20 protein-coding genes are annotated in these 12948 nt (G+C 41.8%); 6 read left to right on the top strand and 14 right to left on the bottom strand.

All coding sequences use genetic code 11. The features are described from left to right. Window positions 1-2: 2 nt before the first annotated feature. From NAQ_RS02685 to NAQ_RS02675, 3 genes are all read right to left on the bottom strand, one after another. Window positions 3-674, bottom strand: coding sequence for a nucleotidyltransferase family protein (locus tag NAQ_RS02685; protein WP_100182130.1), 672 nt, complete (start codon window positions 672-674; stop codon window positions 3-5). Between the two features lie 44 nt (window positions 675-718). After that, window positions 719-1246, bottom strand: a complete 528-nt coding sequence (locus tag NAQ_RS02680; protein WP_100182129.1) for a DedA family protein — start codon at window positions 1244-1246, stop codon at window positions 719-721. Window positions 1247-1364: 118 nt separating this feature from the next. Then, a complete protein-coding gene (locus tag NAQ_RS02675) occupies window positions 1365-1736 on the bottom strand; it encodes a hypothetical protein (protein WP_100182128.1) in 372 nt (123 codons plus the stop codon). 99 nt (window positions 1737-1835) lie between these two features. Here NAQ_RS02675 and NAQ_RS02670 point away from each other — a divergent pair, with 99 nt between their 5' ends. Beyond that, window positions 1836-2210: a helix-turn-helix domain-containing protein gene (locus NAQ_RS02670; RefSeq protein WP_100182127.1), complete on the top strand. Its 375-nt coding sequence runs from the start codon at window positions 1836-1838 to the stop codon at window positions 2208-2210. On the opposite strand, the gene NAQ_RS02665 is transcribed toward NAQ_RS02670, so the two are convergent. The 4 genes from NAQ_RS02665 to NAQ_RS02650 all read right to left on the bottom strand — a co-directional run bounded on the left by NAQ_RS02665 (window position 2201) and on the right by NAQ_RS02650 (window position 6146). Continuing rightward, a complete protein-coding gene (locus NAQ_RS02665; protein WP_100182126.1) occupies window positions 2201-3250 on the bottom strand; it encodes a sensor histidine kinase in 1050 nt (349 codons plus the stop codon). The genes NAQ_RS02670 and NAQ_RS02665 overlap by 10 nt on opposite strands. A 72-nt stretch (window positions 3251-3322) precedes the next feature. Continuing rightward, on the bottom strand, window positions 3323-4021 hold the full coding sequence (locus NAQ_RS02660) for an A24 family peptidase C-terminal domain-containing protein (protein WP_245871689.1): 699 nt from the start codon (window positions 4019-4021) through the stop codon (window positions 3323-3325). A gap of 80 nt (window positions 4022-4101) precedes the next feature. Next, window positions 4102-4890 carry a TrmB family transcriptional regulator gene (locus NAQ_RS02655; protein ID WP_245871687.1) on the bottom strand — a complete coding sequence of 263 codons (789 nt, stop codon included), beginning with the start codon at window positions 4888-4890 and terminating at the stop codon, window positions 4102-4104. A 110-nt stretch (window positions 4891-5000) separates the two neighbouring features. After that, window positions 5001-6146: a 5-(carboxyamino)imidazole ribonucleotide synthase gene (locus tag NAQ_RS02650; protein WP_177585581.1), complete on the bottom strand. Its 1146-nt coding sequence runs from the start codon at window positions 6144-6146 to the stop codon at window positions 5001-5003. 78 nt (window positions 6147-6224) lie between these two features. Here NAQ_RS02650 and purE point away from each other — a divergent pair, with 78 nt between their 5' ends. Then, entirely contained in the window at window positions 6225-6797 is a 573-nt protein-coding gene (gene purE, locus NAQ_RS02645) for a 5-(carboxyamino)imidazole ribonucleotide mutase (protein WP_100182123.1), read from the top strand. On the opposite strand, the gene ilvA is transcribed toward purE, so the two are convergent. Together ilvA and NAQ_RS02635 are read right to left on the bottom strand one after the other, a co-directional pair. Then, window positions 6790-7998, bottom strand: coding sequence for a threonine ammonia-lyase (gene ilvA, locus NAQ_RS02640; protein ID WP_100182122.1), 1209 nt, complete (start codon window positions 7996-7998; stop codon window positions 6790-6792). The genes purE and ilvA overlap by 8 nt on opposite strands. A 230-nt stretch (window positions 7999-8228) precedes the next feature. After that, complete coding sequence (locus tag NAQ_RS02635; protein ID WP_162858590.1) at window positions 8229-9068, bottom strand: hypothetical protein; 840 nt, start codon at window positions 9066-9068, stop codon at window positions 8229-8231. Between the two features lie 230 nt (window positions 9069-9298). Here NAQ_RS02635 and NAQ_RS02630 point away from each other — a divergent pair, with 230 nt between their 5' ends. After that, a complete protein-coding gene (locus NAQ_RS02630; RefSeq protein WP_245871686.1) occupies window positions 9299-10108 on the top strand; it encodes an adenylate/guanylate cyclase domain-containing protein in 810 nt (269 codons plus the stop codon). On the opposite strand, the gene NAQ_RS10000 is transcribed toward NAQ_RS02630, so the two are convergent. Next, complete coding sequence (locus NAQ_RS10000; protein ID WP_162858589.1) at window positions 10105-10245, bottom strand: hypothetical protein; 141 nt, start codon at window positions 10243-10245, stop codon at window positions 10105-10107. The two genes, NAQ_RS02630 and NAQ_RS10000, sit on opposite strands and share 4 nt — an antisense overlap. Before the next feature lie 140 nt (window positions 10246-10385). Here NAQ_RS10000 and NAQ_RS02625 point away from each other — a divergent pair, with 140 nt between their 5' ends. After that, window positions 10386-10751, top strand: a complete 366-nt coding sequence (locus NAQ_RS02625; protein ID WP_162858588.1) for a hypothetical protein — start codon at window positions 10386-10388, stop codon at window positions 10749-10751. Between the two features lie 41 nt (window positions 10752-10792). Then, a complete protein-coding gene (locus NAQ_RS02620) occupies window positions 10793-11179 on the top strand; it encodes a hypothetical protein (RefSeq protein WP_100182119.1) in 387 nt (128 codons plus the stop codon). On the opposite strand, the gene NAQ_RS02615 is transcribed toward NAQ_RS02620, so the two are convergent. From NAQ_RS02615 to NAQ_RS02600, 4 genes are read right to left on the bottom strand one after another with little or no spacing between them, the layout of a single operon-like run. Continuing rightward, window positions 11176-11589, bottom strand: coding sequence for a VOC family protein (locus NAQ_RS02615; RefSeq protein WP_100182118.1), 414 nt, complete (start codon window positions 11587-11589; stop codon window positions 11176-11178). The genes NAQ_RS02620 and NAQ_RS02615 overlap by 4 nt on opposite strands. Before the next feature lie 31 nt (window positions 11590-11620). Beyond that, complete coding sequence (locus tag NAQ_RS02610; RefSeq protein WP_100182117.1) at window positions 11621-11839, bottom strand: Lrp/AsnC ligand binding domain-containing protein; 219 nt, start codon at window positions 11837-11839, stop codon at window positions 11621-11623. Continuing rightward, a complete protein-coding gene (locus NAQ_RS02605; protein WP_100182116.1) occupies window positions 11833-12072 on the bottom strand; it encodes a hypothetical protein in 240 nt (79 codons plus the stop codon). The genes NAQ_RS02610 and NAQ_RS02605 overlap by 7 nt, the downstream gene beginning before the upstream one ends. A 33-nt stretch (window positions 12073-12105) precedes the next feature. Next, window positions 12106-12336 carry a hypothetical protein gene (locus NAQ_RS02600; protein ID WP_100182115.1) on the bottom strand — a complete coding sequence of 77 codons (231 nt, stop codon included), beginning with the start codon at window positions 12334-12336 and terminating at the stop codon, window positions 12106-12108. 74 nt (window positions 12337-12410) lie between these two features. Between NAQ_RS02600 and NAQ_RS02595 the strand changes: the two genes are divergently transcribed. Then, window positions 12411-12947 (top strand): hypothetical protein, encoded by a 537-nt coding sequence (locus tag NAQ_RS02595; protein WP_162858587.1) that lies wholly within the window; start codon window positions 12411-12413, stop codon window positions 12945-12947. Window position 12948: the final 1 nt, after the last annotated feature.

The following is a 12948-nucleotide window of genomic DNA, read 5'->3' as shown; positions in this document are numbered from 1 at the left end:
TCTTAGATCTTTTTGCCTTTTAGTGCCTTTGAGCACTCGTCTAGGTCCTTGTGAGAATCAATAGAGTGCCAAAATGCATCCTTGAACTTTATTCCGGTTAGATTTTTTTTGCTGGCAAACCTTCGAAATGTTGTCTCTTCTATTGCTCCTTTGAATGGAAGGGCCGCAACCAGTTTTTTGTCCAGATGGTAAATCCCAGCATTCATCCAGACATTCTCAATTGGCTTTTTTTCTCTAAATCTGACTATTTTTGAATCGTCAAGATCTACGGTGCCAAACTTGGTTCGCAGTTCTACTAGCGCAATAGAGTTTGGATTTGAGTACAATTTTCTAACGTCAATGTCGGTTATGATGTCGCCGTTAATAACCAAAAATGACTTTTCTTTGATTAGTTTTGCTGCCTTTTTTATTGCGCCGCCCGTGCCGAGTGGTGATTTTTCTGTGGAATATCTGATTTTTGAGCCAAAGTTTTCTTTTTGTTCTAGATAGTTTTCAATTTGTTCTGTTTTGTAGCCAGTACATATGATAAACTCGTTTATTTTGAATTTTTTTAATTGTTTTATCTGCCATTCAATTAACGGGATGTTGTTTACTGGGATTAGTGGTTTTGGAACATAATCGGTAATCGGTCTTAGTCTACTCCCAAGGCCTCCTGCCAGTATGATTGCTTGCAATGCTGGTATGATGTAATTTGGGCTTTAAAATCTATGGATGCAAGTCAAATTATTCCTAGTGTGACTTGGCCAAAATAATACCCGACAAATGTCAGAGCAATGCTCCAAACACAAGATCCACAAAACGTATACAAAACAAACTTGATTGGCTTCATCTTGAATAATCCTGCCGGAATTGAAATCATTTCTCGCAATACTGGCACCATTCGGCCAAAAAAGACTGCCTTTTCTCCATGTCTTTCAAACCATGTCTCTATTTTTGCCAACTTTTGCTCAGAGATTCTTGCGTATTTTAGATATCGTAACATTGCGACTCGTCCAAGCTTGATGCACACCAGATAGATGATAGTAGAACCAATGGTGGCCCCGACTCCGCCCGCCATTCCCAACCCAAGTACTTCGATTACACTCATTCCGTTTTGTGATGCGAAATAGCCTGCAAATGGAAATATTGCGGCAGTTGGAATTGGTGGAAAAACCGTCTCTATTATTGCAGCTGCAAAGACTCCTACATAGAGGTATTCTGATACTAGCGAGCTTATCCACTGTATTAGGACTTGGAGTTCGTTCAATTCTTCTCTGTTAGGTAATAATGTAGTTCAGTATAACACTCTACGCAGTACTGCTCGTCATTTGTATGCGTACAATCGTAGGTTTTGTTGGACTCTTTGCTGCATTTTGCGCAGACAGTCATTTTCTAATTTTTATTGCGCCCAGTGCAATCTGGAATGCCCCGACCCCAAACAACGGGCCTGCTTCTGCCATGACATTTCTTGGTTCATCCGACGGAGGCATTGACAAAAATACTGCGCCGCCAACTATTATCATAGCACCAGTTACAAGCAACATCGCAGCTAGTGGCTTTGATGATTCTTTGCGCGATATGAAAAATGCAATTATTGGCAGTATCATAGCTGGACCTCCAAGGCCCATTCCGCGTGTTTTATGATCAAACGGCAAAAATCCCTGATCTGAGCCCTTGCTTACTGCTGCATCTGCTCCATAGATTGCAAGCAGTACAATTGAAATCGCAGTTATGATCAGGGCTGCTTTTAGTGCCATTGATCTCGTGCGGAACTAATTACCTAATAAACCGTACTGGTTAATCTACGCTGTATTGGCATCATGATCCGGTCATATGTTTAAAAATAGATTTGACGTATGGATATTGTCGTGTCATCTGATGCGTTACGCGAAATAGTGATCGATCAAGACGAAAAAAAGCAGAAAGCACTAGAGATGTTCTCTGATAACTATGCCAGAATAATACTGTCTGCGATGATAGAGCAACCAAAATCCGCACTACAAATAACAGAGGAAACAAAGATTCCACTGACTACTGTTTATCGCAAACTCCACAACATGCTAGAGGAGAACTTGATAAAAATATCTGGACAAATTGCGGAAAATGGCAAAAAGAACTTTTTGTACAAAAGTAAACTAAGGTCATTCCATGTGACCTTTACCAAGGACCGATTCGCAGTACTAGTCAATACCAGCGGAACCTGTAATTTTTGCCTAAAAAATCACGCCTGAGGGTTTAGGTTCTTTGGCAGTCTGACTATGAATGTGGTAGGGTTGTTCTTGACGCTGATATTTCCACCGTGTTGCTCTATGATTTTTTTACAAATTGACAAGCCAAGCCCAGTTCCAGTCTGCTTCGTGGTAAACAACGGGTCAAAAATCTTGGATATGTTTTGAGGCGGGATTCCTGGACCAGAGTCTTCTATTGCAAATATTGCATTAGAGCCGTTGTCCAAAATTCGGATATTGATGGTTCCCTTATTGTCTATTGCTTGGACTGCATTTATCAGCAAATTGGTTATGACTGCTTCCATCTTTCTGGCATCAACGCTGAGTTTAAGATCCACATTGTCGACATTTACCTTGACATCCTTTGAGAAATTATTATCCACTATGATCTGTTTTATCATGCTTGTAATGTTTACCGACTGGAGTTGTAATTGGCTTGCCTTGCCATATTCTAAGACATCATCTACTTGATGTGATATTCTATCTATTGCACGATGTAATTTTCCATAATAGATGATCTTTTCCTCGATTCGTAATTTCTGCTTGTTTTCCATCAACTCTACAACATTTTTGATTGTGGATAGGGGATTTCTAAGATCATGAGCCATTCTTGATGCAAGCTCACCAATTATTGCAAGTTTTTGTGATTTGATGAGCTCATCTGTTTTCTCATTTACTTGGCGCTCTAGTTGATCACGCTGAAGTTCCAACTCTTTTTCTTTTAGGACCACTTTTTCCAAATTTTTTCTCAAGTCTGACTCTAGTTTTGTGTTTTCAGCCTTTTGAATTTCCAAATCGTGGTTTTTCTTTTCCAATTCTTCGTTTCTTAGGCTGAGATTTGTAGCCAGATCTTGTAAAAAATCGATTTTCTCCTTCAATTCAGAGTTTACGCGCATCAGTTCAGAAAACCTAGCGCTTGACTGCATTGCAAGGTCTCGAATTTGCAGCTCTCGCTCTTCCAACTCGTGTTTTGCATTGCCTAGATCATCTAGTGCCTTTTCGGCCAACCCTCCAAATTTTTCATAATTCGTAGCCTGGGCCAATAGTATTTTCTTTTCCTGTAATCGGTATTATCTTGTGTCTGTTATGATCAAACAAACAAAATTTTTGTGGGCTTAATTCATAAAAACACTAAAGGCACCAAATATGATGTCGCCATAGACTAGCTGTATTGCAAAACCGGCTGCGATAAATATCATGTATGGTATGCCTGGTGTTATCCATGTGTCTTTTTTGGTGCAAAACTCTGCATATTCTGCATGTTGTAGTGACAGATTGAGTTTTTTGTATTTTCCTTGCTTTTGCTCAATAGAAAATCCGAACTTTGGGTTTGCAGCTCTATACCCTACAAACATTGCGAGCGCTTTTTTCTTTTTACTCTCATTGAACCCCTCAAAGATGTCGTGATGACTTGCAAGCAAGACTACGTTTCTAATCACATTGACTAGCATTGGGACAATTGAGAGCAAGACGGCATTTGTAAGTGTGGTAAATGGCGTTATGGTTCCATGGGCAAGTGACACGTTAGGCACCAGTCCTGCCAGAACAATTAGGGCAAAGGCGTCTGCTCCTCCAAAGAGCCCGAATCTCCAAATTATTATGGCAATTGGCGCTATGATCATGGCAATTCCTATTTCGTACAATTCGTCATAGATATTGGCGCTAAATGGGATCAAAATTGCCGCTATTGCGCCAAAGACAATCCAAATAATGTCATTGATTTCGCGTTTTTTGATGTCTGATGCGCACGCTATTCCGAGCATTCCTAGCGCAAGCGCTATTCTTAATCCGTCAAGTGAAGCTATCTCCAACATGTCCTTTACGGGTCATTTGCTTTTGAATTTATTTAATGGCAAGCTTGCGTTTTTTGCCTAAACATTGAATCTTGTAAAAATTATTTTGCTGCCTTTTTTATCGGTTCTAGGCTTTTTGATTTTTTCCAGAGGTGCTCGCAAAGACTGTACATATTTTCTACCATTTCTATAGAGTTGCTATCTAGGACGGAATCGCCGTCGTCATTCATGTCCATGGACTCATTTATTCCGCCAGACATGATGAGGTGTCTTCCTTCTTCGACTATCATCCTTGATTTTGATGGTAGCTTTCCTATTCTTATTTCGGATGCGCCAAGCTTGCCAACTATTGATACCACACTTGGGTCTTCGACGTCTGTCACTATTCTTATTTGACCACCATTTGTCTTGCACACTTTGATTTTTTCTGGAATTGACGTGTGATACATTCGAACTAGGTCTTTTCCGGTGGTCACCACATAAACTATGGACTTTGATTCAGAAAACAACTTGCCAATTCTAGAGTAAATGTTGTGCCTTCCCTGAACTATTGATACCGTTGCGGACTCTACTGGCTGTTGTTTTCGTGTAATGTCCTTGAGATCGTCTGCAAGCTTGTTTGCTAGCTTTTGCATTGTGATGAATTCATTTTCTTTTCGCTGAATGATATTTGTGAGTCCTTCTTGCGGTTCGACCGGCTTGCAGATGATTGGGTTTGTCATTGTAGTTGTAATCAGCCCTAAACTGCGCAATTTTTCTAACGAACGATACGCCTTTCCGCGCTCGATGTCTAGTTTTGCGGCCAAATTTCCAACTGAGAGTGGTCCAATCTGAAGCAGTCCTATGTATAGATGCGCATCTATGTCATCTAAATCAAAATGCTTCAACATTGTAATTAACTCGTCACGTGGATGCATTCGATAGGGGTCTATTGTGAATCTGGTATATTAGTTTGAGCCGTATTGTTTAGAGGCACTGGTCAAATTTTGCATATCGTACTTTATGTTTTAATGAATTTGATTTGTTCCTTTATTGCTTCAAGCGACTTGAGAAGCCCTTCAACACCGAGAGTATTGGTAGAGTCTACAAGATTAAAGTGGCCTAGCTTTCTTTGCGGTTTTGATTCTTCTTTTCCATACATCTTGAGGTAGAGATTCTCTGCGCCAAAATCTGATATCTTGTACCTACCTGAAAACTCGTCCGTTCCCAAAATATTGTACATGATTGTCGGGTGTACCAGAGTGGTGTCGCCAAGCTCTAGGCCAAGTATTGCCCTGAGGTGCTGTTCGAACTGGGATGTCTTGCTTGACTGTAGCGTATGGTGGCCAGAATTGTGGACTCGAGGCGCAATCTCGTTTATCATGACTTGATCCTCTCTTGTGACAAACATCTCTATCCCAAAGACACCTGCTCCGTGAAGAACGTCCATTGTATCATGTGCTATTTTTTCTGCCTGCTTGGCAATGTTTTCTGACACGCGGGCGGGAGCGATTGTTATTTTCAGAATGTTGTTCTCATGAATGTTCTCCACAACGGGATATGTGGCAATTTGCCCTTTGGTGTTTCGTGCCGCAATCACAGACACTTCCATTTTAAAGTCTACGAATTTTTCAAGCATTAGTGATTTTCCAGGAAAACTACTGTATGCTGGTTCTAGATCATCGTGGGATTTTATTTTGTAATTCCCTCTGCCGTCATAAGCATCACGCCTTGCCTTGAGAAGTGCAGGATAGCCAAATTGTTTTATCTTTTCTTTTAGATCGTCAAGTGATTTTATTTCCACGAAATCTGTTACTGGTATTTTGTTTTGTGCAAGAAATGATTTTTGCAAAAACTTGTCCTGAATTATCCGCAAAGTCTCTGGGGATGGGTTTATCATAGTCTTTGACTCTGCTTGCTTGAGAACCTCACTGTTGCCTGATTCTATTTCATACGTGAGAATGTCTACTTTGTCTGCTAACTCAAAAATCGCTTTCTCATCTTTAAAATCAGCCACAATTTGCTTTGCTCCGACCTTTGCAGCAGGGCAATTTGGGGTAGGATCGAGTACGATTACCTCTGAGATGTGATCCTGCATCTTTTTTGCAGCCTCGGTTATCATCATTCCTAGCTGACCGCCGCCAATTAGTCCCAAGACCTTCATTATTTGTTGGCATGATGCTTGCACTAAAAATAGTTACGTCAAAATCAGATATTGTTAAAAGCATCATAGTTACCTTCAGATTTGATGCTGCCAAAAAAGCCATTAGTTGGAATAATCATGGGTTCTAGCTCTGATAGCAAAATCATGCATAATGCGGCAAAAACACTGGATGAATTTGGAATACCGCACGAGGATCAAATTGTGTCTGCGCACCGCACTCCGACAAGGCTGGAAGAATACGCAAAATACGCGGAAAAAAACCAATTCCGTGTAATCATAGCTGGCGCCGGAGGCTCTGCTCACTTGCCAGGAATGATTGCATCACACACGATAATACCTGTAATTGGAGTTCCAATAATGGTGTACAATGACAAGTCGGAAAAAAAATCGGAATTCAAATTTTCGGCATTTGGCGGAATGGACTCGCTGCTTTCTATAGTGGAGATGCCAAATGGCTCGCCTGTTGCCACAGTTGGGGTCAACAAGGCTGCAAATGCCGGACTATATGCGGTTAAAATCTTGGCAACAGAATTCTCTGAGCTCAGACCAAAACTCAAAAAATTCAAAGAAAAACAGCACAACTCTGTTCTGGCAGAATCGGACGAGCTCAAAAAATCCGGACTGGCAAAGTTTGTGGCAAAAAAATTCAAGTAAGAAGCTTGAATTGGATGTTCTTTGATTTTAGGTGCGCAATTAGCTTTTGAGCATGTTCTCTTCCTTCTGTTTCTAGGCTTAGCGTCACACCTGCAGTTCCAGCATCGATTTCGGAGCTGAGCCTGTCATGTGTCACCTCTACAATATTTACTGAAAGCGATGCAATCTCGTCTACCACTTCCTTTAGAGCGCCCGGCTTGTCCTTGAGCAAAATGAATATCTTGACTAGCCTGCTCATGGCTGCAAGGCCCTTGGACACAATTTGTCCTAGCAAGTACATGTCTACGTTTCCCCCGCCCATGATTGGCACAACTTTTTTGTTTGGTGCAGGTTTTGCGTGAATGAGGTATGCCAGTGCAACTGCGCCTGCCGGCTCTACAACTGTTTTTGCTCTCTCCATTAGCAGAAACATTGTCTTTACTATTTGGGTATCGTCTACGGTTACAATATCGTCAATTAGCTCGTTGATTATTCTAAATGTGTTTTTGCCAGGCATTTTAACGGCGATTCCATCAGCTATTGTCCTTGCTCCTTTTACTGCCTGCAGTCTGTCCGCCTTGACGGAATTTTTCATTGCGGGAAATGCCTTTGATTCTACTCCTATTACCTTGATGTTTGGTTTTTTGCTTTTTACTGCAACTAGGACTCCGGCAGCTAGGCCTCCACCACCAATTGGGACATAGATTTCGTCAACATCTGGCAGGTCTTCTAGTATTTCAAGGCCGATTGCCCCGTTTGCCGCTATGATTTGCGGATCGTCAAATGCATGAATTATTTTTGCGCCTGTCTTTTTTGATATCTGCTGTGCCTTTGCCCAGGATTCGTCATAGTTGATCCCATCTAGGATTACCTTGGCCCCATAACCGCGGGTTGCCGCAACCTTGGCAGGCGATGCAGTAAGTGGCATTACAATCGTGCATGGAATTTTTTCAAGCTTGGATGCATATGCGACGCCTTGTGCATGATTTCCTGCAGAGGCCGCAATCACTCCATGTTTTTTTTCGTCAGGTGTTAGCGAGCGTATCTTTGCATATGCGCCTCTCAGCTTAAATGATCCTGTCTTTTGTGTAAATTCCGCCTTGATGTAAATCTTAGAGCCTGACATTTTGCTAAATGTCTCTGAATAATACAGCGGAGTTTTGCGAATGATGTTGTTGTAGGAATTTCTAATCTTTACAATGTCTTCGTATTTTGGGTTCAATAGAATAGCTCGACTGCTCCTTGGTATATTTAATTTCGCGTACAAATTCTTGACAAGATGCAAAAATCATCTGGGCTGAGTCTACGCACAAAAACGCCCATAGATCTTAAATACGCATATGATGATCGTACATAGTTAGTCAAAGGAACGTTCTCCCCTTGAACTATGTTCTAGTTCATTGTTCCTTTGGCTATTTGTTATTACAAACACTATTGACGATATAAAATTTCTTAATTTTGCAATGATCTGATGATGTCATCTAGGGCTTGGATTATCTCCTGTTTTGTATCCGGTGCTATTCTTTTCGGATCAAAGATGGCCTCTTTTTTCTTGTTTTTTACAAAGTCAAGATCAAACGTGCAAACACATCCTTCTTCTCCTGTGACTAACCTGTTCTCATCTATTAGTACAGATGTTGTGGTGTATGCCTCAAGCAGCAAATTGTCTAGCTCCTTGAAGAGTTCTTTTTTTCTTTGGTCCTTTGCCTTAAAGTCATAGTCTGTTTTTTTGGCGGTTTCAGATGATATTTCGTCCCGCAGATGGTCGTTTTCAAACAATACCTCAAACAACGTTTGCTCGTCTAGGTCCTTGTAGCCCATTGCCGCTAGTCTTTCTTTGATCATAGAGTCGGTGAGCTCAGCAAGCTCTTTTTCCTTGTTTATGGTATTGTCCATGATCTCAGCAAGCTCTTTTTGGATATTTTGGACCCTGATGTCGGGCTTGTAGTACAGTAATGCGCGGTATTGCAGCGCCATGTGCCATAACATGGTATAGTTTTTGATTTGGCATTCCATCTTTACAAAAATCCTTCTTAGGTCCTCATCTGATGTAGTAGTGATTCCCTGGCTTTTCCACTTTGGGGATTTGGCTAGTATGGAATTGTAAAACTTGTCTACGGCCTCTGGGTCAAACGTGTTCTGATCTGTTATCGTGGTGTCTCCAAGCATTACCTTGATTGGAGTCGGCTTGACTAGGCCGTCGATGTTTTTTTGGTATATCTGGCTTATCTGCTGTGATTTTTGAGCCAAAACTCCGAAAAACTCGTCGGTACTCTTGCTGCCTAGGCGCACAAAAACAGGGGATGGCTTGAGCCTAAAAATCCTAATGTTCTGTAGCACTGATTTGTACCAATCTCTTAAATACAAAATCGCCTTAATTTTCCTTGAAGTTGGCACTAAGCAAGATTTTATGTACAATCTGCAACGTTGAGGTTGTCCAGTACTATGATGATGCTTATAAGGGAAGGAGGGCAAAATGCCCGATTTGCTCGGTTAGCTTTCCATTGGAATAGGGTGAAAAATTGAGCAGCACAGAAAAAAACCCCCAAGTTGACAAGCCGGCACCAAAAAAGGCCAAAAAAGACTATAGTGTAATTGACATGATGCTATCAAAATCTTCGGAGCGCGTGGTGGACTCTGAGACATTAATCAAAGAGACACAAAACCGGGTCTGGCGCGCACTAAAAAGCGGATATGAGTATTCTCCACATCGAGATGAATCTGACGAATTTTTGAGAAAACATGTCTTTTCCAGAATGAAAATGGTAGTCCTGTATGTGGATTTGGTCGGCTCTACTCAAATCACACTGGATCTGCCAGAAGACAAAGTTGCCATAATTATCACGTGCTTTGCCCAGGAAATGGCGCAGACGATCCGACACCATGGTGGATTTGTCCTCAAATTCGTAGGCGATGCTGTAATTGGATACTTTCCGGCAGAGGAAAACCAGCTCCAGCCGGCAGACAATGCCGTCATGTGTGCAAAATCAATGCTCTCTGTGATCCAAAAGGGAATCAACCCAATCCTAAACCAATATGACTATCCTGACTTGGCAATCAAAATAGGAATAGACTATGGCGAAAACATGATAGTGCGATATGGTTCTGATGCCAAAAAATCACACGTCGACATTTTGGGGCCTGTAATGAACATTGCAGCAAAAATCCAGTCCATGGCAAAGCCAAACCAAATCCTAATCGGAGATGACGTCTATGCTAGAATACACCCCTCAATCCAAAACGGATTTGAAAAGGCGGTCTGGAAGAACAACGAGTGGAAGTATCATAGGGATGATGGCAACCTGTACCAAGTCTGGATTCACACTGATTAGACTGTGAACTTGTCGGGGCACTCGATGTGCTCGTAGTGGTGGTCCGTGAATTTTTCCTGAACTACATACATTACAATTTTGTGTAGCTCTCCAATGCTGATGTTTTTTTTGCACTTGATGCAGTGCTTGAGGTTCATATGTAATGGGGCTGCGATCTCTGATCGCTATAAGGATCTGCGATCAGCTCAATTTGATAAAAAATGACTTGGGCTTGACTAGTCCCCTTATTTCATGCGTAATGCCAAAGCAAAAATACTGTTTCTGGAATAGCAAAACCATGGATATAACCGAGATGCGAGCCTTTATGGAGATGCACGGCTATCCGTTTGGGTTCAGCCTCAGCCCGTTTGCACAGCTTCGCTATCCGCCTGGACTTGCAGGACCTGCCAGCACGACTAGGCTCAAGGAAAAAATGATTGCGGAAAACTCTACATTCACTGGCAAAATAAACGAGTTTAATCGAATGTATCTAAAGCACGCATCTGGATTGCTTGACATGAGTGCATCCATGTTTGCGCCGGGACACCCGATGGCCCACAAGCTGGCATCGGACTATGCAGAAAAAGACGAGCTGGCAAAGCTCCGACTGGAAAACGCAGAACTCAAAAAAAGAATAGAGTCGTTTAAGAACAAAAAAGTCTAGAGACAAACTCTTTTTAACATTGATTATGTCAATATGGTGTAATGAGCAAGACTCCCGAGCAAAAATGGAAAGAATCTATTATTCAGTACAGAAAAAACTGTCAAAAGATAATTGATCTGTCAAAATCCATCCGATATGCCGGTGTCATAAATGAATTTGGCAGGACGCTAACTGGAATAATAAAACCTGGCCTCAAGCCCCTACTCAATCCGGAAGCTGCAAAAAACGAGTTTTTCATTATATCAAATCTGATGACACTGCGCAACAGCCAGTCAAAGGCATTTGGGCCTTTGGATGTCGCAACTATTCGCCACAAAAATGCAACCATAATCTGCATTCCAAGCGGCAAAGTAGTGTACTATATTTCCATTAATCCAAACGAAAAGTCTGTGTTTGATATCGCAAGAAAAGTAAAAAGTATTGTTTAGGCCGGAGCGAATCCGTGGTAGCCCTTTGATTGTTGTTGCGAGTCTGCGAACTTTGGCTCAAACAGAGATATCATGTATCCGTCTGGGTCAAGCACTATTGCGTTTTTGCCTGCGTCCCTGTCCATAATATCGCGGTGAACTCGAACCCCGCGTGACTTTAGCTCGTCTAGTGCTGATTTGAGGTCTCCGACCAAAAATCCGACCACCATTCCGCCTTCAAGGCTGTTAGATGAATGGTCTGATGTAATTGCGGCTGGATGCAAGCTAAGCAGTGCACCTGTTTGTCCTAGGTCCACCCAAGTACGTCTCTGGTTTTTTATCGGCAGCCCAAGCAACTCGTGGTAGAAAGCAGTTGATTTGTCCAAATCCTTGACTGCCAGAATTACGTTTCCTACGCGCTTTATGTTCACAGAACTGTTATGCGGCACAGTGTTTTATGCTTTATTGTATTTCCATCATGGTTTCGGTTCGCTCAACACCGGGGATCATCTGGATTTTTGTGGTGATCTCGCGAATCTGCGCCAGATCATCGACTTTGACAAATGCCACTGCGTCGAACTGGCCTGAAATAGGAAATGAATTGTAGATGTATTCTAGCTTGCCTAGCTTTGCGGCAATTAGTTTCTTTGGCGACTTTACAAGTATGACTGCCTTTACCATCCCATGTTTACCTCCACTTCAATTAGAGTCTCAGTTGTGACGATTTCTTTGATTTTCTTAAAGTCAATTACCATGTTGTTGATTTCATCTATTGTGCCTTGCAATAATACACAAATGTCTGCCCTGCCTGTTACTGGCAGTATCTCTTTGAGCAGCTTGCGTTTTTTGTGCAGCGCCTCCATGACCTTGTCTGTTTTGCCAGGCTTGATGGTAATTAGGCAGACTGCTCTCATTGTATTATACTGGAATGATTTGCGAATAAAGTTTTAGTCTTCTACTTCTTGGGATCGCGCTTCTTCGAGGTATGCCTTGCGTGCTTCTAGCTCAGCCTCCTTGTCCTCTTCAAACTTTTCGTCTATTATGACTAGGCCGTCATCTGCTAATGGTGCTGGCTTTTTTGATTTTGCCTTTTTTGCCGGCTTTTCTTTTTTTGCAGGCGTGGTCTTTGCCTTTTTCTTTTCTTCTTTTGCTGGTCTTTTAGCTGCTTTTTTTGCCAAGTTAACTTTCTGAAGAGGTCATCGCCGTGTATTAAAACATTACTTACTTTTTCGATTTCCATCACTGGACAATTGTGTGGCGCGGTTTTGATGTAATCGAGATGATCTTTAAAGACTTGATCTGCGTATGTTATTGCGAATTGAGATCATACCTGATTGTGATTTTCGCACTAGTTCTGATCCCTCTAATTGAGAGCGGATTTGCAGAATCTGGATTTTCTATCACATTGCCACAAAACTGGATTCAAAGGCCAGGAATACCATATGCATATGCAAACCAAGAAGTGCAGGGCAACTATATCCTTGTGAGTAGCAACGACTCGCCAAAAGACTTTGGGGCGCGCGATGATTTTCACGGATTTATGAAATCTGAATATATGAAATCTGGATTTGGCCTGGCAAAAAGCATCACGACGATTTCTACTGATTATGGATACAAGTCAGTAATCGAGATCAAGCTCAAAAAAGATGATGGCTCCATTATGACAATACGCAAGGACTATCATTATGTGGATGATGAGGAAAAATTATTCCAAATACATGGATACTCGTCTAACTCTACCACAAAGGCGGAACTGCTCAAGACACTAAACTCGTTTAGGCCGCTCTAGA

The sequence above is a fragment of the Candidatus Nitrosotenuis aquarius genome, assembly GCF_002787055.1.
GTDB classification, from domain to species: domain Archaea; phylum Thermoproteota; class Nitrososphaeria; order Nitrososphaerales; family Nitrosopumilaceae; genus Nitrosotenuis; species Nitrosotenuis aquarius.
Note: the sequence above shows the minus strand (reverse complement) of the source record. Positions and strands in the feature narration are given on the sequence as shown.